Genomic DNA, 19,143 nt, shown 5'->3' on the forward strand with positions numbered 1-19,143 from the left:
AGCATCCTTATAACGGCAGAATGAACAGACTTCCCGGAGAACAGACGGTGAACGGCAGATAGGAGCAGGCAATGGCCTGTGACAGAAGCAAAGTAGCTGGCCTGCGGATGACGGACGTTAACCGTCTTGGAGCGAGCCGAACGCATGTGATGCAGGCTCGAAATGTGGGTGGTACCACGGGAGATTCACTCTCGTCCCTTTTGGCGCAAGCTATGAGGAACGGGAGTTTTTTTGTGTTTTCCGAACTTTAAACGGCTGTATAAGCGGGCAGGAGGGGTTATTCAATGGCATTTCAGAAAATGCCGGGCACGCAGGATATTTTGCCTGGCGCAGTAGAGAGATGGCAGTATGTCGAGCAGAAAGCGCGCGATATTTGCCAGCGTTACAACTTTCGCGAAATTCGCACGCCGATCTTTGAATCGACGGAGCTGTTTCAGCGCGGTGTAGGTGAAACGACCGATATCGTGGAGAAAGAGATGTACACCTTCACAGACCGCGGCAACCGCAGCCTAACGCTGCGCCCGGAAGGGACCGCAGGCGTTGTAAGGTCGTATGTGGAAAACAAGCTGTACGGCGAGCCAGATGTGTCTAAGCTGTATTACATCGGTCCGATGTTCCGGTATGAGCGTCCGCAGGCAGGTCGCTATCGCCAGCTGCACCAATTTGGCGTAGAGGCAATCGGCTCGGTTGATCCTGCTATCGACGCAGAGGTTATCGCGCTTGGTTATACGTTCTACACGGAGGTAGGCCTGAAGGGCGTACGCGTTGAGATCAATTCGGTTGGTACGCCAGCTGTCCGCGCGGTATTCCGCGAGCGGCTGCTTGGTTTCCTTGAGCCGAAGCGCGAGCTGCTATGCAAGGATTGCCAATCGCGCATGGACCGCAATCCGCTGCGCGTGCTTGACTGCAAGGTTGATCAGGAGCATTTTACTGACGCGCCGTCGATTTTGGACAGCTTGGATGAGGAATGCCAGATTCATTTTGACAAAGTTAAAATGTATTTAAGCGATATGGGCATCCCATATGAGCTCAATCACAGGCTCGTTCGCGGACTCGACTACTATACCCATACGGCCTTCGAATACAAGGCTGAGGGCATCGGTACGATCGATACCGTCGGCGGCGGCGGCAGGTATAACGGTCTTGTATCGGATATCGGCGGACCGGATCAGCCGGGAGTCGGTCTTGGCCTTGGCCTTGAGAGAACGATCCTGCTGCTTCAGCACCAGGAAACGGAGCTTCCGGCTATCAATCAGGTCGATGTTTATGTCGTTGCGCTTGGCGAAGCGGCAGAGCGTGAGGTGACGAAGCTTGTTTACCAGCTTAGACAGCGCGGCATTCGTGCAGAACGCGATTATCTAGGCCGCAAGATGAAGGCGCAGATGAAGTCGGCAGATCGCCTTCAGGCGCGTTACACAGCTATTCTCGGCGATGATGAGCTTGAGCGCAGAGAAATTTCACTTAAAGATATGGCCAAAGGCGAGCAGCGAGTCGTAGCATTAGATAAGCTAGCTGATGAAATTAGCGGTTAAGCTTCACCAAATAACAATCTAACTAAATGAGGAGCATGATTATTATGTTGTTAAAAACACATCACTGCGGCCGTTTAACGAAAGCGGACGTTGGTCAAACTGTCATTCTGAACGGCTGGGTACAGCGTCGTCGCGACCTTGGCGGCGTACTATTTATCGATTTGCGCGACCGTTCGGGCATCGTTCAAACGGTTTTCAATCCGGATTTCTCTGGCGATGCATTGGCGATTGCTGACCGTGCCCGCAACGAATTCGTTCTTGCGATTCAAGGTACAGTCGTTGAGCGCGATGCAGAAACGTACAACGCGAACCTTGCAACTGGTGAAATTGAAGTGCGCGTTACCAAAATCGAAGTGATGAACGCTGCAAAAACGCCTCCATTCCCAATTGAAGACGGCGTAGAAGTAGATGAGTCGCTTCGTTTGAAATATCGTTACCTGGATCTGCGTCGTCCAGAAATGCAAAAAACATTGTTCCTGCGCTCGAAAGCGGCTAAAGTTTTCCGCGACTTCCTAGACGGAGAAGGCTTCATCGATGTAGAAACGCCGATTCTTACAAAAAGCACGCCGGAAGGCGCGCGTGATTACTTGGTGCCGAGCCGCGTACACGAAGGCGAGTTTTTTGCCTTGCCGCAATCGCCGCAAATTTTCAAGCAGCTCTTGATGGTTGGCGGTATCGAGCGTTACTACCAAATCGCACGCTGCTTCCGCGATGAGGATCTTCGTGCAGACCGTCAACCGGAATTCACGCAAGTCGACATCGAGACTTCCTTCCTGTCGCAGGATCAATTGCTTGCCATGATGGAAGAGCTGACGGCTAAGCTTCTAAAAGAAACGGTTGGCGTAGAGCTTGAGCTTCCATTCCAACGCATCACCTATGCAGATGCGATGAACAAATACGGCTCCGACAAACCGGATCTGCGTTTCGGCCTGGAAATTGAAGATATCACTGATATCGTATCAAGCAGCGATGTAAAAGTATTCGCGAGCGTAGCAGCTGGCGGCGGCGTTGTAAAAGCATTGAACGCTAAAGGGTGTGCAAGCTGGAGCCGCAAGGAGCTTGACGACTTGCAGCCATTCGCTGCCCGTTACGGCGGTAAAGGCCTTGCATGGATTACGGTTAAGGAAGGGGAATGGCGCGGTCCGATCGTGAAATTCCTTAAACCGGAAGAGATTGCCGCTCTTACAGAGCGCCTGCAAGTAGAAGAGGGCGATTTGCTGACTTTCTCTGCGGACAAGAAAAAAGTAGTTGCAGACGTGCTTGGCAACCTTCGCTCGAAGCTGGGCAAAGATCTTGGTCTTATCGACGAATCGAAATTTAAATTTGCATGGGTAGTTGATTTCCCGCTTCTCGGCTGGGATGAGGATGCGAAGCGTTATGTTGCCGAACATCATCCGTTCACGCGTCCGAATGAAGACGATCTGCACTTCTTCGATACAGATCCGGGACAAATCCGTGCGCAAGCGTACGATCTTGTTCTGAACGGCTACGAGGTAGGCGGCGGCTCCATGCGTATCTACAAGCGTGAAGTACAGGAGCAAATGTTCAAAGCGCTTGGCTTCAGCATGGAAGAGGCGCAAGAGAAATTCGGCTTCCTGCTTGATGCATTTGAATACGGTACGCCTCCACATGGCGGTATTGCTTTCGGCTTTGACCGTCTGGTTATGCTTCTTACCGGTCGCACGAACCTGCGTGAAACGATTGCATTCCCGAAAACGGCAAGCGCGACCGATTTGCTTTGCGATGCGCCGTCCGAGGTCGAGCTTTCACAGCTTGAGCAGCTTCATATCCGCACGGTGCTTAAACCGAAGCAGCCGGTTGCCGCAGCAGCTGCAGCTTCTACGGAAACAAACGAAAAATAAGCGAATTGCGCTAAGGAGGCGGCAGCCGGATGCTTCATCAATTTTCACGGACAGAGCTGGCGATTGGGCCAGAGGGGCTTGCGCTTATGAAGGGGAGCACGGTTGCCGTGCTCGGCATCGGCGGCGTTGGCGGCATAGCTGCTGAGGCGCTTGCGCGGACAGGAGTAGGCCGCATAATTCTCGTAGATAAGGACGTTGTCGATATTACGAACGTCAATCGTCAGATTCATGCGCTCACGACTACCGTTGGTCAGCCAAAAGCGGAGCTTATGCGCGACCGGATTAAGCTTATTAATCCCGAATGCGACGTCGTAGCTTTGCGGATGTTCTATACGGAAGAAACGTTTGAGCAGTTTTTCGAATATCCGCTCGACTATGTCGTCGATGCATCCGATACGATTTCGTATAAGATACATTTGATCAAGCAATGCTTGGAACGCAAAATCCCGATCATTTCGAGCATGGGTGCAGCAAATAAAATGGACCCGACAAAGTTCCAGGTTGTTGACATTTCGAAGACGCATACCGACCCGTTGGCTCGTGTGATCCGCACGAAGCTTCGCAAGGAAGGCATCAAGCGCGGGGTTAAGGTCGTATTCTCGACCGAAACTCCGATGAAGCCGCGTGAGGATGTCACGAAGAAGATCGTTCCTGAGAATGCGCCTGAGATTCGCAAGGCTAAGCAGCCGCCGGCAAGCAATGCGTTTGTTCCGCCGGTTGCTGGTCTGATCATGGTCAGCGTCGTCGTAAACGACCTGCTTGTTGCAGGCGGAGTTGAGCTGTGAATGAAGCGCTTGTCAAAAAGCTGAGATTAACGCCGGAGATGAAGGCGCTTGTGCATAAGGCGCCTTCTGAACATTACTTGACTGTGCTAGGTTTGAATGCAGATGCTACAGTTGCCGAGACGGATACCCAGTATGATTTTGTCCTTTCTTTGTGAAGTGGATTACCGATGCGAAGCGCGAGGAAACGCGTGCGAATCGGGTAGCTGCTACAGTCGATAAGCTAGCGAGAGGCCTCAAATCTCCATTCGACAAATAAGGAACAACAAGCAGCCGTGCTGCAGAAAAAGCTTATGCGCTTTTTCTGTGGTACGGCTGTTTTGCGCTCTAGCTGCAGCCTGCAAAAGCGCGTATCTGGCGAACAAATGTGCTTGTATGCTATGATCGATGTAACAGATTGCAGAAGGTTGGGAAGCGGAAATGGATTTATTTTCTTATCAACAGGAGGCTGAAATGCCGCGTGCAAGGCTGCTGGCAGACCGCATGCGGCCTCAGACGCTGGACGAATATATTGGACAAGAGCATATTGTAGGAACGGGCAAGCTGCTGCGCAGAGCCATTGAAGGCGACCAGGTATCGTCTATTTTGCTATATGGTCCTCCAGGCTGCGGAAAAACGACGCTGGCTCATATTATATCGCTGCGTACGGCAGGCGATTTCGTGAAGCTGAACGCGGTCGATGCTTCGGTTAAGGATGTCCGCGAGGTCATTGATCAGGCTCGCACGAATAAAGCGATGTACGGCAAGAAGACGATTCTTTTCTTGGATGAGGTGCACCGCTTCAATACAGCGAGGCAGGATGCTTTGCTGCCGGCTGTCGAGCAGGGCATTATAATCTTTATCGGGGCGACAACGGAAAATCCGTTCCACCATGTAAATGGCGCCTTGCTGTCCCGCTCGACCTTATTTCAATTGGAACCACTTGGCGAGGCGCATGCCTATGAAGCGATGCGAAGGGCGCTTTCCGATCGGGAGCGTGGACTCGGATTTATGGATCTGCGAGCCGATGAGGATGCCCTGCACCATATTGCTGCTATGTCGGGCGGCGACATTCGCCGCGCGCTCAACGCGCTTGAGCTGGCAGCGGTCACAACGCCATCGGAGCAGGACGGATCGGTTAACTTAACGCTTGAGGTTGCGCAGGAATCGATTCGCAAGCCATCGATCCGCGCCGACCTGTCGACGCAATATGATGTGCTTTCGGCCTTTCATAAGTGCGTTCGCGGTTCAAGCGACGCGGCGCTCTTTTGGTTTCTGTACGCAGTCGAGAAGCTGGGCATGGACCCGATGACCTTTATCCGCAGGCTGATCGTCGCTTGCAGCGAGGATATTGGGCTCGCGAATCCGCAAGCGATGATTCAAGCGGTAACCGCGATGGATGCCTATCACAAGATTGGCTGGCCAGAGGCGAAGTACAACATTTCACAGGCGATTCTATTTGCGGTAGAGAGTCCTAAATCGAACGCAACGGCTATTGCAATCAGCAATGCGGAGGCGGCTATTGAGCGGGCAGGAGGAGCGGAGGTGCCGCTTCATCTGCGGGATACGCATTATAAGGGAGCGCAGCAGCTTGGTCATGAGGGGTACAAATATCCTCATGACTATCCGAATCATTATGTAGCGCAGCAGTATTTGCCTGAGAGACTAGGCGGAATGACCTTTTACAAGGCTACTGAGCAAGGAATGGAAGATAAAATCAAGCAAAACCAGCAAAAGCGCAAAGGCAAGTGATCGGGTTTCTGGAGCAATAAACACTCATCGGGATACACAAAAAAGGGACATTCCTAAATAAATAGGAAGTGTCCCTTTTTACATGCCATATGAGATTTAAGCAATTGAAAACATAAGTCCGAAATAACCGAATACAGCTGTCAAAATACCCATCAAGAAAGCAGGGATAAGCTTATTCGTGCGATACATCCAGACTAAGCCTCCAGCCATCAGCGCAGCTGCGGCGAGCATGAGTATGCTCTCGAAATGCAGCGTAAATTTTAAAGCGATGTCAGGGCTAAAGCTGCCTTTGTAGATCGATGTGAATAACGGTGACGGAGAGACGGTTTGCAGCGTCTCTTTCACCTTATGAGGCGGCGTTTGCTGTCCTAGGATGCCAGTTGCCGCGAGTACGAGCAGCGCGATGATGCTTTCCGCTTTTAGCCATCTTCTTGGGTTGAAGCCAGCGTCGCTTTTTGCTATTTTTTTGTATCCGAAGCCGTTCGTGTAGGCAAATAGCAGCAATGGCACAATCAATAGATGCTTGATAAGGAGCATTTGCCCATAGGGCAGCATCCAAGCGTTCACATACTCGGGAGTCGTGAATGACATGAGCACGATGCCCGCTAGAAGCGTTACAAGAACACAGATAATCGCGACCGGCGAAAACCAGCGCAGAAACGCATGCCAATTCGCATTATCCGTGGAAAACCAGCTTATGACGAATAAGATGCCGATCCATACGCTTACGGCAAGGAAGTGGGCGGAATGGGTAACTAATCCTCTAAAGCCGTAAAGCGAAGATGCATGACCTGCATACCCTAACCATACGATTAGCAAAAAAGTGACAAACAAAGCAACCTTAGGCATATGCTTGTCTCCCCGAAACGCCTTGAGCCCGAGCAGAAACGCTAGTCCCACAGAACCGATCGCTGTCCACACCCATGCCTTGCCGGTATTGATATCGAGCAAAATGCTTTTGAGAATCGAGCCGTATGTCATATCAAAGTCTTTGGCAAAAACGAGTGCGAGCTTATGGATGGGAACATATGACAAAATGGGAATCGCTATCGCGCATGCGAGCAGCAATCCGTTCGGTACCTGAAGGGAGGGCCTTCTGTCCTCCGGCACAAGCCGCAGCACCAGGGTTCCCGTCAGAATAGCGAAGCAAATGTATAGAAGGCCTTCGCTGATATAAATCATTATTTGCGCCTCCGCATGAACAATACGAGTGCGGCAACCACTATTATCGCTCCAATAATGATAGCGGGCGTATAATTAGTACCTTCGTTATCCGTTGTTGGCTCACTTGAATTCACGGCATTGTCTGCATCTGGAGAAGCAGTCGGCGCAGCCGTCTCAGCAGGCGCTTCGGCCGTAGCTCCCGGTTCACCTGAAGGCTCCTCCGTCACGACTGGCGCTTCGACCGTAAACGCGTAATCGCCTTCCACAGAGTGGCCGTCTGCCCCGATGATGGTCCATTTTACGGTGTAGATGCCGTTTGGCAGAGAGGCTGGCAAAGCACCGCTCATCGTCACTCCGCTGACTTCGACCTTATCTTTCTCCATTTCCTCGCCAGCGGCATTCACTATTTTAAAATTGCTTAGCTTCTCGATCTTGGTGTTGAAGGTAAGCTCTATAAGCTCTGGAGAGATGTTAACCGTCGCACCCTGCGCAGGCACCGCGGTTTCTAGTTTGGAATGGGCAAGAGCAACGCCGGGGACAAGCCACAGAGCTGCCAGGCATATAAGCAAAATCCGTTTCATTTGTAATCCTCCTACTGGTTTTTTATCTAATCTGTTACTCAAGCTTTTTGCATTATAACAGATACGGCGAAGCGTCAGCTTAACATTAAATGAGCATTTCGTAGCGGCTTTATGAACATTTGTTGAAGTCTGCTATGCCGGCTGATTAAATAACACGAGTCGAGACGAGAATCCGCGTATTAAGGCTAGCCTATGGCGAATACATATAATTACAGTCAGTAGAACGGATTAACCTTGCGGTATTACCGTTTGACGCGGCGGCTTGGCAACTTGGAGAGCTCTTACATTACACAAAGATCGCCGTATCTTTGTTCCAAAGGGAGGTGTACCTGTCATCGCATGGCAATTGCCCCTAATGCGAAGGACAGGATATCGTTGAATGGACCCATTACCGGTTAGTTTGTCCCTGGCGCTAATTTTGTTTTTGGTTTTTCTGAACGGTTTTTTTGTAGCGGCCGAGTTTGCAATGGTGAAGGTGCGAGGGAGCCGAATTGATACGCTCGCTTCCGAAGGGCATTCGCGGGCCAAGCATGCCTCACTTTTGACGGGTAATTTGGATGCCTATTTGTCCGCCTGTCAGCTTGGCATTACGCTTGCATCGCTTGGGCTTGGATGGATTGGCGAGCCGGCCGTAGCCAAACTAATCGTGCCGATTTTTAGCTATATCGGCATACGCCATGAGGTATTTATTCATACATTCTCCTTCATCCTCGCTTTTTCCTTCATTACAATGCTGCACATCGTATTAGGGGAGTTGGCGCCTAAGACGGTAGCTATCCGCAAAGCTGAAAGGATTACGCTGTTAACGGCGATTCCGCTCATCTACTTTTACAAGATCATGTACCCGTGCATTTGGGTGCTTAACGGCATGGCCAATCAGCTTCTGAAGCGAATTGGCATAGAACCGGCGACCGAGAAGGATGCCGCGCATACCGAGGATGAAATTCGTATTTTGATGAAGGAAAGCCACAAGAATGGACTCATTGACAATACGGAGCTTACGCTCGTAGATAATATTTTCGATTTTACCGAAACGAATGCACGCGAAATTATGATCCCCCGCACGGAAATGATTTGCTTAAATACGAGTCATTCGCTTGAAGAGAACAAGAGGCTTGCACTGGAGCAAATGCTGACCCGGTACCCGGTTTGCGAGAATGACAAGGATAATATTATTGGCTTCGTTCATATCAAGGACCTGCTCAAGGATACGACGCATAGCCTGCAAGATATAAAACAAATTACGAGGCCGATTACGACCGTGCCCGAGTCGATGCAAATTAGCATGCTGCTGAAGCTGATGCAAAAGCGAAAGTCTCAAATCGCGATATTGATCGACGAGTATGGCGGCACTTCAGGCTTGGTAACGCTAGAGGACATCATGGAGGAAATCGTTGGCGAAATCCAAGACGAATTTGACGAGGAACGCGAGCATCTTGAAAAAAAGGACGATGGCACTTACTCGGTCAGTGGACTCATGCTTATCGAGGAGGTGAACAGCTTCTTCGGTCTTGATATCGAAACGGATGATTACGACACGATCGGCGGCTGGATCTATTCGAAGATTGAAATTCCTCCGGTTAACAACCAGCGCGTGAAGTATGCGGAGCAATTCGAGTTCATCATTGAAGAGACAGATCATCTGCGTATTTCACGGCTTATCATTCGCAAGATCGGTGAACGAGCGGGAGGGCTGAATGATCAGCATTTTGGTTAAAAGTTTTGAAAAAAAACAGACTGCTCAGACGCATCGAAAATCTTGCGTTTGAGCAGCCTTGTTTTGTCAAAAGCTTGTTATGCCTGCTTAGCGAGTGCTGATGCAGCGTCAATCTTTTGAACGGTTTCAATCGTACCGCCGCCAAGACAAGCCTGACCGTCATAGAGGACGACCGCTTGACCAGGCGTGACCGCTTTCTGCGGCTTATCGAATACGATATTTGCCGTGCCATCCAAATTGTACGTTACGCTGACGCCCTGATCCGGCTGGCGATAGCGGAATTTGGCTGTGCAGCGGATCGTTCCGGCTTCGGTTACCGGTACAATCCAGTTCATGCCGCTAGCCGTCAGGCTCTCGGAGTAGAGACTTGGATGCTGCTCGCCCTGTACGACGTATAAAATGTTGCTCTCCAAATCCTTGTCGGCTACGAACCATGGCTCGCCGTTGCCTGAGCCGCCGATGCCGAGTCCTTGGCGCTGTCCAAGCGTGTAATACATGAGGCCGTCGTGACGGCCCTTCTTCTCGCCGCTTTGGATATCGATCATATCGCCTGCTTGCGCGGGCAAATAGCCGCTGAGGAACGTCTTGAAGTTGCGCTCCCCGATAAAGCATACGCCGGTGCTGTCTTTCTTCTTAGCGGTATATAGACCAGCCTCCTCGGCAATGCGGCGTACCTCAGGCTTCGGAATATGACCGATCGGGAACATCGCTTTCGCCAGCTGCTTCTGATTAAGGGCGCTTAGGAAATAGGTTTGATCCTTGTTCGAATCCACCCCGCGAAGCAGCCTCGTAACGCCGTCTTCCGTACGCTCCACTTGTGCATAATGGCCTGTTGCCAAATAATCGGCGCCAAGCTCCATGGCACGCTGCAGGAAGTCGCCAAACTTGATTTCACGATTGCACATGACATCTGGATTTGGCGTACGGCCGCGCTTGTATTCATCCAAAAAATAAGTGAATACTTTATCAAAATATTGCCGTTCAAAGTTAACGGTATAGTAGGGTATGCCGATTTGTTCACATACGCGGCGAACGTCTTCCGAATCCTCTTCCGCCGTGCAGTGGCCGAATTCATCAGTATCGTCCCAGTTTTTCATAAAGATGCCGACAACGTCATAGCCTTGCTGCTTCAGCAGCAGCGCAGTGACGGAGGAATCGACGCCGCCTGACATGCCGACGACCACTCTTGTCGAAGCTTTTGGTTTTTCCATCGTAAACACCACCTTGCTTGAATCAAACATATTCTATTGTAACATAGGCAGAAAACTTTTTCATGAAGATGTCAACCTTTTTTCACACGATGGTCGTTTGATATGTTAACATATAAGGGAACTGGGAATACAATGATTTAAGAGCCTACTGATCAGACACATTCATTAACAGCCCATAAAACAAATAAAAGAGGTGCCATTTTGAAAATATCGACGAAAGGCCGTTATGGCTTAACCATTATGATGGAGCTTGCGGCTAAATTTGGTGAAGGCCCGACTTCGCTCAAGAGCATTGCAGAGAGAAATCAGCTTTCCGAGCACTATTTGGAGCAGTTAGTAGCACCTTTGCGTAATGCAGGACTTGTGAAAAGCATACGAGGCGCTTATGGCGGCTATATTTTATCCAAAGATCCAGAGACGATTACTTCAGGGGATATCATCCGTATTCTTGAAGGGCCTATCTCGCCTGTAGACTTTACCGAAGAGGATGATCCGGCTAAACGTCAATTATGGCTGCGCATTCGCGACAGCATTGCAGAGGTGCTTGATTCGACGACGCTTGCTGATCTGATCAACTTTGAAGATGAAGGCAAGCCTGACAGCTATATGTTCTATATTTAAAATGATGCGAAGGAAGGGCGGTCTGATCGCCCTTTCCATCCCACTCTAGCAATAGCTGTTTGGATATAGTCCTCCGATTATTTAACAGCATAAGTCCACTGAAGTGGACCCTTCAACCTATCCCCTGAGGATGCACTTGCTTCGTTTCTTACTACCTTCTTTAATGCGTGTCAATAGCGGTTGTGCTATACTCTAGTACATGAAAACACATACTTGTTCAATATTTAAAGGAAGATGACCTATGAAAATACATTATTTTGATCACGCCGCCACGACGCCTATGCATCCAAGCGTCGCAAGCATCATGCTTGAGCTCATGCAGGGACCTGGAGGCAATTCATCCAGCATGCATGCTCTCGGACGAGCTGCGAAACAGCAGCTTAACCGCGCGCGCGATTCCATTTCTGCTGCCCTTGGCTGCAAGCCGGCGGAGCTATTGTTTACTTCCGGTGGAACGGAAAGCGACAATGCTGCTTTGATCGGCGCCGCAAGAGCGCAGCGCAAGCGCGGCAAATCACATATTATAACTTCAGCGGGCGAGCATCACGCCGTTCTTCATACATGCGAATGGCTTGCCAAAGAAGAAGGCTTCTCATTAACAGTATTGCCTTTAGACCGCGATGGACGTACATCTCCAGAGCTCGTTCAAGCGGCTATCACGCCGGAAACGGGACTTATCAGCATTATGCATGGAAATAACGAGGTGGGCACCTTGCAGCCTATCGAAGAAATCGGGCAAATCGCGAAGGCGAGCGGCGCGATTTTTCATGTTGATGCCATTCAATCGTTGGGCACGATTAAATACAATCTAAATGAGCTGCCAGTCGATTTGATGAGCTTCTCCGCGCATAAGATCAATGGTCCGCAAGGTGTCGGAGCGCTTTATGTCGCAAATGGGACGCTGCTCGAAGCGATTCAGCATGGCGGATCACAAGAGAGAAAGCGCCGTGCAGGCACTGAAAATATCGCCGGAATCGCTGGTTTTGCAGCAGCTATTGACATTTGTGTGAACGAGCGGGAAAATAAGCAACCTTTTATGGACAAGCTTCGTAAGAGATGGATAGAACTGCTGCAAACGCATGTAGAAGCACCAATCGTGATAAATGGCAGCGAGCATCATTATTTGCCGCATATCGTCAATATCAGCTTTATCGGCGTCGATACAGAAACGATGCTGATGAATTTGGATATGGAAGGCATCGCTGCAGCAAGCGGTTCAGCTTGCACATCCGGCGCGCTTGAGCGCTCGCATGTTCTTCGGGCTATGGATTTGCCGGAGGAACAAATTCAATCTGCTGTAAGATTTAGCTTCGGTTTGGGGAATACTTTAGAGGAATTAGAAGATGCCGCACAAAAAGTTGGAACAATCGTGAGGCGTATTCGTAATAACTACTAGGAGGACTCCGACTAAGCGTGATTAAACTTCAACAGCTTATTGGGCTTCCCGTTATCGTTATCCATTCCGGCAAGCTGGTCGGCACCGTCAAGGATGCTTGGTTCGATGAGCATTGGCAGTTGAAGGGGCTAATCCTCGATTGTGCCAAGTGGTTTGCTTCATCTGTGAAAGTAGTGGAGTGGTCACACGTATTATCCTGTGGGGATGACACCGTTATTATTTCAAGTGAAGCTGCGATCACGAGGATGAAGTCGAAGCAATTGCTGCGTTCATTTTACACAGGATTAGTGAAATTAAAGGATTTGCCAGTTGTTACTGTTCAAGGTATGCAGCTTGGCCGTGTATCGGATGTTTATTTTTACCCAAATCAGGGTACACAAATAGTAGGCTACGAGCTTACGGACGGTTTTGTTTCGGATCTGATGGAAGGGCGCAAATGGCTGAAGGTGCCGAGTGATCCGGATTGTGTGTTGCTCGGGGAAGACGCGATTATTGTTCCTGCTGTCAGTGAAGCGGAATTGGAGCCTGTCGCAGCTTCCAATTTCAGAGGATAGGGAGAAATGAAAGATGATGAGATGTCCGAATTGCAATTCGAAAGATATCGGAAAGATTGGTTCCCACCAGTTCTATTGCTGGGGGTGCTTCATTGAATTGACGGTTAACGGCGACAAAATGTCGGTTTACCAAGTGGAAGAGGATGGCACGTTAAGCTCGCTCGACGACTTGTTCTTTGAAGAGGAAATACCGCAAATTCACGTCAACTGATGTGCTTTGTCATAAAAATAAAAATATAAAGAGACGGTCTTCGGCCGTCTTTTTTTTGCTATTCAAGGATGATTTTCACCCCATGTACATATACTGAATTAGTTCCGCTTGTCCAGCCTATGGAGAGCCGGAATAAGAATGCTCGGGGGTGAGGACGGTGGAGCGTTTCACAAAGAGCCGTCTGTTTGTATGGCTTATATATCTGATTTTAGGCTTGATCGCCATTTTTCTCTTGCTGCTTATAAAGCCGCTCATCGTGAGCGTATACATTTTTTTGAAGGCTGTCCTTGCGCCATTCATTATCGCGATGATCATTTCCTATGTGCTGAACCCGATCGTTACGATGCTGCATGATCGAAAGGTGCCTAGAACGATCGCCGTATTGCTGATCTATGCAGTCTTCTGTGCGGTCATTACCGTGCTGCTTGTTAATTTGATACCGATGTTTATCGAGCAGGTGCAGGAGTTGAACCGTCATGTGCCGGAGCTGTCGATGCGTGCCCAAAACATCGTTACAGACATAAACAATACTTCTTTTTTACCGGAAAGCATTCGCAGCGGTGTCAATAAATCGCTCATTAACATCGAGAAGAAGCTGTCGGAGAGCTTGTTTAATTTTGTGAACAATATCGGCTCGATGGTCAATGCGCTGTTCATTGCGTTCATCATACCGTTTCTCGCTTTCTATATTTTAAAGGACTTCGACGTATTTGAACGAACGGTCATTACGTACGTACCGAAGTCGCATCGCAAAAACACAGTCAGGCTGCTGAAAGATATCGATACCGCTCTTGGCAGCTATATCCGCGGTCAGTTTTTGGTTTGTGTTATTGTTGGCGTTCTTGCGTATCTCGGTTATATGTTAGTGGGGATGCCGTATGCTTTGCTGCTTGCGAGTATTGTCGCCATAACGAATGTCATTCCTTATTTGGGACCATTCTTTGGAGCAGCACCCGCTATTCTGATGGCATCAACCGTTTCACTCAAGCTGGTTATACTTGTGGCGATCATTAACACGTTATGCCAAATTCTCGAAGGGAATGTCATTTCGCCGCAGGTTGTCGGCCGAACGCTCCATATGCATCCCTTGTCGATTATTTTTGCTTTGCTCGTCGGAGGAGAAATTGCGGGTATTGTCGGGATGATTTTAGCCGTTCCTATATTCGCAGCCTGCAAAGTGATCATTCAGCATATGTTCGCGTATTATGTGCGAAGAAAGATTATTTGACAGGCGGAAAGCGTGTGGCTATAATTTTAAAATAATCGTGTCATTTATATGTGGATAAAGCGTTGACGAATTGAAGTAAGCCAATGCCCGTTAACCAGAGAGAAAGCTTCTTCGCTATTGCTTCTAGATGAAGCTTGTGGCGATGGTTGAGAGAGCTTTTATAACGAAGGGTGGCCGAAAGCTCTTTTCGGAGTGTGAATGAACTTCACCGGTTGGACCCGTTAATGTCTAATGAAGGCGATTGCTTATGCTGCATGCAGCAGAGCAATAACCAGGGTGGTACCGCGAATCTATTCGTCCCTGTCTATGACAGGGGCGTTTTTGTGTTTTATCATTTAAAGGGGGCTCATACTAATGAAAGCTAGTGAAATCCGGGCAAAATGGCTTGCTTTTTTTGAAAGCAAAGGCCATAAAATCGAACCAAGCGCATCGCTCGTACCGCATAACGATCCGTCCTTGCTTTGGATCAATGCAGGCATGGCACCGCTGAAAGCATATTTCGACGGTCGCGTCATACCTGAAAACCCGCGGATTACGAATTCGCAAAAATGTATCCGCACAAACGATATTGAGAACGTGGGGAAAACACGCCGTCACCACACCTTTTTTGAAATGCTGGGCAACTTCTCAATCGGAGACTATTTCAAGGAAGAAGCGATTACTTGGGCTTGGGAGTTTCTGACTGAGCCGCAATGGATCGGCTTTGATCCGAACCGATTGTCGGTAACGGTGTATCCAGAGGACGAAGAAGCTTTCGCATTCTGGAACACAAAAATCGGCCTTCCTGCAGAACGTATCTACAAGCTGGAGGAAAACTTTTGGGATATCGGCGAGGGCCCTTGCGGACCTTGTACGGAAATCTTTTATGACCGCGGCGACAAGTATGGCGATCTGTCTGATCCTGAGTGCTGGCCAGGCGGGGAAAATGAGCGTTTCCTAGAAGTATGGAACGTCGTGTTCTCGCAATTCAACCATAACAAGGACGGCAGCTATACGCCGCTTCCAATCAAAAACATTGATACAGGCGCGGGACTTGAGCGTTTTGCTTCGATTTTGCAGGATGTGGATTCAAACTTCGATACGGATTTGTTCCGCCCGATCATCGACCGTACCTGCCAGATTGCAAAGGTAAGTTATAAAGCGAACGAAGACCATGATATTGCGCTTAAGGTCATCGCTGACCATATTCGTACCGTTGCTTTCGCAGTAGGCGATGGCGTAATGCCGTCTAACGAAGGCCGCGGCTACATTATTCGCCGATTGCTTCGCCGTGCTGTTCGTTATGGAAAAACGATCGGCATCGACCGTCCTTTCCTGCATGAGCTTACTTCTGTCGTCGGCGAGGTAATGGGCGTATACTATCCGGAGGTAGTGGCTAAACGCGAATTCATCGAGCGCGTAATTCGCACGGAGGAAGAGCGATTCCATGAGACATTATCTGACGGTTTGACTATGCTGTCCGAGCTGGTAGCAGCTGCTACAAAAGCAGGCAACAAAGAAATCAATGGCGACGATGCATTCCGCCTATATGATACGTACGGCTTCCCGTTTGATTTGACGGAAGACTTTGCTTCGGAGAACGGTATGACGGTTGACCGTGCCGGCTTCGATGCAGCGATGGAAGCTCAGCGCGAGCGCGCTCGCTCAGCTCGTCAAGATACGGGCAGCATGAAGGTTCAAGGCGGCCCGCTTGGCGATTTTACGGTTAAAAGTGATTTTGTTGGCTATAATGTACTGGTAACTGAGTCTCAAATCCTTGCAATCGTACAAGATGATGTGCTCGTTGATGCCGCAGCTGAAGGCAGTAAAGTAGTCGTCATTCTTGATCGCACGCCTTTCTATGCGGAAAGCGGCGGACAGATCGGCGACAAAGGAACAATTACAGGCAATGGCTTTGCCCTTCAGGTCGAAGATGTGACAAAGGCGCCTCATGGCCAGAACGTACACCATGCAATCGTAACGTCAGGCACCGTGCGCACTGGCGAAACAGCAAAGGCGACCGTTACAAGCGCAGTGCGTGATGATGTTATCAAAAACCATACCGCTACGCATTTGCTTCATAAGGCGCTCAAAGAGGTGCTTGGCGATCACGTCAACCAAGCGGGCTCCCTTGTAGAGGCAGATCGGCTTCGTTTCGACTTCTCGCATTTTGGCAGCATAACAGCCGAAGAGCTGGTTGAGATCGAGCGCCGTGTCAATGAGCAAATCTGGTTGGGCATTGCTGTATCGATCGAACTGAAATCGTTGAATGAAGCAAAAGAAATGGGCGCTATGGCATTGTTCGGCGAGAAGTACGGCGATGTTGTACGCGTCGTACAGGTTGGCAGCTACAGCTTAGAGCTATGCGGCGGCTGTCACGTAGGCAATACTTCGCAAATTGGACTATTCAAGCTGCTCAGCGAGAGCGGCATTGGATCTGGCGTGCGAAGAATTGAAGCAGTAACGGGCAAACATGCGTATAACTATTTGGAAGGCCAGCTCGAGCTGCTTAGGCAATCGGCTTCTCTTCTGAAATCGAACACTATCGATGTACCTAAACGAATCGAAGCTTTGTTCGGGCAAGTGAAAGAACTCTCTCGTGACAACGAATCGCTGCAAGCGAAGCTAAGCCGAATCGAAGCGGGCTCGCTCGAGCAAACTGCAAAAACAGTCGATGGCATTACAGTGTTGTGCGCGAAAGTAAATGCTCCTTCCATGGACGCGCTTCGCGGCATCGTCGATGAGCTGAAGCTGAAACTTCCGTCAAGCGTAATTGTTCTGGGAGCTATCGCGGATGACAAGGTGAATCTGGCAGCTGCGGTTTCGGCGGACCTTATTAAGAAAGGTTTCCATGCTGGAAAAATCGTAAAAGAAGCTGCTGTACACTGCGGCGGCAGCGGCGGCGGACGCCCGGATATGGCGCAAGCAGGCGGAAAAGATACTTCCAAGCTGGATGAAGCATTGAATCTTGCGGAAGAACTAGTTCTTAATCAAACAAATGTGATATGATATAAATGTATATCCGATTAGAAAGCGGTTTGGAAAGCGAGGTGCTGGCGATGAGTTCCATGGACAATACAATGAAATTTAACGTGAAGGCGGAGGGGGTTGAATCTTCTCAAGACATTCTGCTATCGGTGCATGAAGCGCTTCTAGAGAAAGAGTATAATCCGATTAACCAGATCGTTGGGTACTTGCTGTCCGGAGATCCCGCGTATATTCCGCGGCATAACAACGCCAGAAGTTTAATTCGCAAGAAAGAACGAGACGAATTAATTGAAGAGCTTGTCCGGTTTTATCTAAACCACAAGAAACAATAACAAATTAGGCAGGAGCCGGACAAGACATGAGATTGATGGGATTGGATTACGGTGACCGCAACATTGGAGTTGCAGTCAGCGACGCCTTTCGTTGGACCGCTCAGGGGACCGGTGTCATAGAACGCAGACGCGATGGAAGCGAATTTGACCGCATTGCCGACCTGGTTAAGGAGCATGAGGTTAGTGAGATCGTTGTCGGCCTGCCAAAAAATATGAACGGTACCATCGGTCCACGTGGCGAAATTTGTATGGAATTCGCAGAACAGATTAAGCAGAAACTAAACATACCTGTTCACCTTTGGGATGAAAGGCTGACAACGGTAGCTGCCGAACGAACGCTAATAGAAGCGGACGTCAGCCGGAAGAAGCGAAAGCTTGTAATAGACAAAATGGCGGCAACGCTTATTTTGCAAAATTATCTCGATTCTAAAGCGAAAAGGTGAGGGTAAACATGACAAAAGAAGATCTGGAATTCGAAGAGCCGGAAATTATTTATATCCCGGATGAAGAAGGCAATGAAGAGGAATTCGAAGTCATCATGAAGTTTGAAGTTGATGGTTCCGATCAGAAATATATGATGGTTGTGCCTCTTGCAGGTGAAAATGACGAGGAAGATGAAGTATACGCTTTCCGTTATGAAGAAGAAGGCGATGACCTGAAGCTTTACACCATCGAAGACGAAGAAGAATGGAACATGGTCGAGGAAACGTTCAATACTCTCCTTGGCGAGATGGAGGAAGAGAACTAATGTCTGGCACACAGCAGGAAGGGCCAAAGAAGCTCAATAGCTTGAGAACTGCTTTTGGCAATGAAATAGAATTGGAAGCAGATGACGGCAGCGTAGAAGTCTACGATATCAAAGCTGAATTTCAGCTGGGAGATCGTATTTATGCAGCCCTGCAATCGGATCCGATGCGTGGCGAGGAAGATGTAGAGCTTTTCCGCGTTATCCAAGTTGACGGTGAGCCGCAGCTGGAGAACATCGAGGATGATGAAGAGTGGGAAGCAGCTTCAGAGGCGTATGACGATTTGTTGTTTGCCACTGACGAGCGTCCTTAAGGATCAGAAGCATATATGCTTGAAGCAAGAGAGCGGCTTATAACCGCTCTTTTGTTCCATGTTCAGGGACTATTGTAAAAGAACGGCATTGAGCAATCGTTTTTTGGTTAGGAAGCTGAGCCGCCAGCGTATGGTCTCAGCGTTTTTGCCTGCGCATCACTAATTAGGAAAATTTAGGAATATAAAGAGGGGGTT

General features: G+C 49.2%; 20 protein-coding genes. 17 read left to right on the forward strand and 3 right to left on the reverse strand.

Going from position 1 to position 19,143, the window contains the following annotated elements; translation table 11 throughout:
- Positions 1 to 284: 284 nt before the first annotated feature.
- From hisS to AC1TPC_RS08790, 6 genes are all read left to right on the forward strand, one after another.
- A complete protein-coding gene (gene hisS, locus AC1TPC_RS08765; protein ID WP_482066477.1) occupies positions 285 to 1,532 on the forward strand; it encodes a histidine--tRNA ligase in 1,248 nt (415 codons plus the stop codon).
- A 44-nt stretch (positions 1,533 to 1,576) separates the two neighbouring features.
- Positions 1,577 to 3,394, forward strand: coding sequence for an aspartate--tRNA ligase (gene aspS, locus AC1TPC_RS08770; protein WP_482066478.1), 1,818 nt, complete (start codon positions 1,577 to 1,579; stop codon positions 3,392 to 3,394).
- 29 nt (positions 3,395 to 3,423) lie between these two features.
- The gene (locus AC1TPC_RS08775; RefSeq protein ID WP_482066479.1) at positions 3,424 to 4,179 is read left to right on the forward strand and encodes a tRNA threonylcarbamoyladenosine dehydratase; all 756 of its coding nucleotides are present in this window, start codon (positions 3,424 to 3,426) and stop codon (positions 4,177 to 4,179) included.
- On the forward strand, positions 4,176 to 4,334 hold the full coding sequence (locus tag AC1TPC_RS08780; RefSeq protein ID WP_482066480.1) for a hypothetical protein: 159 nt from the start codon (positions 4,176 to 4,178) through the stop codon (positions 4,332 to 4,334). Before AC1TPC_RS08775 ends, AC1TPC_RS08780 begins: the two co-directional genes overlap by 4 nt.
- Positions 4,331 to 4,435, forward strand: a complete 105-nt coding sequence (locus AC1TPC_RS08785; RefSeq protein WP_482066481.1) for a YdeI/OmpD-associated family protein — start codon at positions 4,331 to 4,333, stop codon at positions 4,433 to 4,435. The genes AC1TPC_RS08780 and AC1TPC_RS08785 overlap by 4 nt, the downstream gene beginning before the upstream one ends.
- Before the next feature lie 161 nt (positions 4,436 to 4,596).
- Positions 4,597 to 5,907, forward strand: coding sequence for a replication-associated recombination protein A (locus tag AC1TPC_RS08790; RefSeq protein ID WP_482066482.1), 1,311 nt, complete (start codon positions 4,597 to 4,599; stop codon positions 5,905 to 5,907).
- Positions 5,908 to 6,003: 96 nt separating this feature from the next.
- Here AC1TPC_RS08790 and AC1TPC_RS08795 read toward each other — a convergent pair whose 3' ends face one another.
- Both AC1TPC_RS08795 and AC1TPC_RS08800 read right to left on the reverse strand, forming a co-directional pair.
- Entirely contained in the window at positions 6,004 to 7,089 is a 1,086-nt protein-coding gene (locus AC1TPC_RS08795) for a copper resistance D family protein (protein ID WP_482066483.1), read from the reverse strand.
- Positions 7,089 to 7,652 carry a copper resistance CopC family protein gene (locus AC1TPC_RS08800; RefSeq protein WP_482066484.1) on the reverse strand — a complete coding sequence of 188 codons (564 nt, stop codon included), beginning with the start codon at positions 7,650 to 7,652 and terminating at the stop codon, positions 7,089 to 7,091. Before AC1TPC_RS08800 ends, AC1TPC_RS08795 begins: the two co-directional genes overlap by 1 nt.
- Positions 7,653 to 8,031: 379 nt before the next feature.
- Here AC1TPC_RS08800 and AC1TPC_RS08805 point away from each other — a divergent pair, with 379 nt between their 5' ends.
- Complete coding sequence (locus tag AC1TPC_RS08805; RefSeq protein WP_482066485.1) at positions 8,032 to 9,369, forward strand: hemolysin family protein; 1,338 nt, start codon at positions 8,032 to 8,034, stop codon at positions 9,367 to 9,369.
- 77 nt (positions 9,370 to 9,446) lie between these two features.
- On the opposite strand, the gene mnmA is transcribed toward AC1TPC_RS08805, so the two are convergent.
- Positions 9,447 to 10,580, reverse strand: a complete 1,134-nt coding sequence (gene mnmA, locus AC1TPC_RS08810; protein ID WP_482066486.1) for a tRNA 2-thiouridine(34) synthase MnmA — start codon at positions 10,578 to 10,580, stop codon at positions 9,447 to 9,449.
- A 201-nt stretch (positions 10,581 to 10,781) separates the two neighbouring features.
- On the opposite strand from mnmA, the gene cymR reads away from it, so the two are divergent.
- The 10 genes from cymR to AC1TPC_RS08860 all read left to right on the forward strand — a co-directional run bounded on the left by cymR (position 10,782) and on the right by AC1TPC_RS08860 (position 18,948).
- A complete protein-coding gene (gene cymR / locus AC1TPC_RS08815; protein WP_053374835.1) occupies positions 10,782 to 11,201 on the forward strand; it encodes a cysteine metabolism transcriptional regulator CymR in 420 nt (139 codons plus the stop codon).
- Positions 11,202 to 11,442: 241 nt separating this feature from the next.
- The gene (locus tag AC1TPC_RS08820) at positions 11,443 to 12,597 is read left to right on the forward strand and encodes a cysteine desulfurase family protein (RefSeq protein ID WP_482066487.1); all 1,155 of its coding nucleotides are present in this window, start codon (positions 11,443 to 11,445) and stop codon (positions 12,595 to 12,597) included.
- 17 nt (positions 12,598 to 12,614) lie between these two features.
- Positions 12,615 to 13,151, forward strand: a complete 537-nt coding sequence (locus tag AC1TPC_RS08825; protein ID WP_482066488.1) for a PRC-barrel domain-containing protein — start codon at positions 12,615 to 12,617, stop codon at positions 13,149 to 13,151.
- A 13-nt stretch (positions 13,152 to 13,164) separates the two neighbouring features.
- Positions 13,165 to 13,362 carry a hypothetical protein gene (locus tag AC1TPC_RS08830; protein ID WP_053374838.1) on the forward strand — a complete coding sequence of 66 codons (198 nt, stop codon included), beginning with the start codon at positions 13,165 to 13,167 and terminating at the stop codon, positions 13,360 to 13,362.
- Positions 13,363 to 13,519: 157 nt separating this feature from the next.
- Positions 13,520 to 14,590: an AI-2E family transporter gene (locus AC1TPC_RS08835; RefSeq protein ID WP_482066489.1), complete on the forward strand. Its 1,071-nt coding sequence runs from the start codon at positions 13,520 to 13,522 to the stop codon at positions 14,588 to 14,590.
- 354 nt (positions 14,591 to 14,944) lie between these two features.
- Positions 14,945 to 17,578: an alanine--tRNA ligase gene (gene alaS, locus AC1TPC_RS08840; protein ID WP_482066490.1), complete on the forward strand. Its 2,634-nt coding sequence runs from the start codon at positions 14,945 to 14,947 to the stop codon at positions 17,576 to 17,578.
- A 50-nt stretch (positions 17,579 to 17,628) separates the two neighbouring features.
- Positions 17,629 to 17,889, forward strand: coding sequence for an IreB family regulatory phosphoprotein (locus tag AC1TPC_RS08845; RefSeq protein WP_053377682.1), 261 nt, complete (start codon positions 17,629 to 17,631; stop codon positions 17,887 to 17,889).
- 26 nt (positions 17,890 to 17,915) lie between these two features.
- Positions 17,916 to 18,332 (forward strand): Holliday junction resolvase RuvX, encoded by a 417-nt coding sequence (gene ruvX, locus AC1TPC_RS08850; protein ID WP_139990931.1) that lies wholly within the window; start codon positions 17,916 to 17,918, stop codon positions 18,330 to 18,332.
- A gap of 8 nt (positions 18,333 to 18,340) precedes the next feature.
- Positions 18,341 to 18,637, forward strand: coding sequence for a DUF1292 domain-containing protein (locus AC1TPC_RS08855; protein ID WP_169082700.1), 297 nt, complete (start codon positions 18,341 to 18,343; stop codon positions 18,635 to 18,637).
- Entirely contained in the window at positions 18,637 to 18,948 is a 312-nt protein-coding gene (locus AC1TPC_RS08860; RefSeq protein WP_482066491.1) for a DUF1292 domain-containing protein, read from the forward strand. The genes AC1TPC_RS08855 and AC1TPC_RS08860 overlap by 1 nt, the downstream gene beginning before the upstream one ends.
- Positions 18,949 to 19,143: the final 195 nt, after the last annotated feature.

It is taken from the genome of Paenibacillus sp. Y280 (assembly GCF_056786335.1).

Coding starts and splice junctions, on each gene's coding strand:
- AC1TPC_RS08860 (WP_482066491.1), top strand. CDS start 18,637: ATGTCTGGCACACAGCAGGAAGGGCCAAAGAAGCTCAATAGCTTGAGA.
- AC1TPC_RS08855 (WP_169082700.1), top strand. CDS start 18,341: ATGACAAAAGAAGATCTGGAATTCGAAGAGCCGGAAATTATTTATATC.
- AC1TPC_RS08805 (WP_482066485.1), top strand. CDS start 8,032: ATGGACCCATTACCGGTTAGTTTGTCCCTGGCGCTAATTTTGTTTTTG.
- ruvX (WP_139990931.1), top strand. CDS start 17,916: ATGAGATTGATGGGATTGGATTACGGTGACCGCAACATTGGAGTTGCA.
- aspS (WP_482066478.1), top strand. CDS start 1,577: ATGTTGTTAAAAACACATCACTGCGGCCGTTTAACGAAAGCGGACGTT.
- AC1TPC_RS08800 (WP_482066484.1), bottom strand. CDS start 7,652: ATGAAACGGATTTTGCTTATATGCCTGGCAGCTCTGTGGCTTGTCCCC.
- hisS (WP_482066477.1), top strand. CDS start 285: ATGGCATTTCAGAAAATGCCGGGCACGCAGGATATTTTGCCTGGCGCA.
- mnmA (WP_482066486.1), bottom strand. CDS start 10,580: ATGGAAAAACCAAAAGCTTCGACAAGAGTGGTCGTCGGCATGTCAGGC.
- AC1TPC_RS08820 (WP_482066487.1), top strand. CDS start 11,443: ATGAAAATACATTATTTTGATCACGCCGCCACGACGCCTATGCATCCA.
- AC1TPC_RS08775 (WP_482066479.1), top strand. CDS start 3,424: ATGCTTCATCAATTTTCACGGACAGAGCTGGCGATTGGGCCAGAGGGG.
- AC1TPC_RS08795 (WP_482066483.1), bottom strand. CDS start 7,089: ATGATTTATATCAGCGAAGGCCTTCTATACATTTGCTTCGCTATTCTG.
- alaS (WP_482066490.1), top strand. CDS start 14,945: ATGAAAGCTAGTGAAATCCGGGCAAAATGGCTTGCTTTTTTTGAAAGC.
- AC1TPC_RS08790 (WP_482066482.1), top strand. CDS start 4,597: ATGGATTTATTTTCTTATCAACAGGAGGCTGAAATGCCGCGTGCAAGG.
- AC1TPC_RS08830 (WP_053374838.1), top strand. CDS start 13,165: ATGATGAGATGTCCGAATTGCAATTCGAAAGATATCGGAAAGATTGGT.
- AC1TPC_RS08845 (WP_053377682.1), top strand. CDS start 17,629: ATGAGTTCCATGGACAATACAATGAAATTTAACGTGAAGGCGGAGGGG.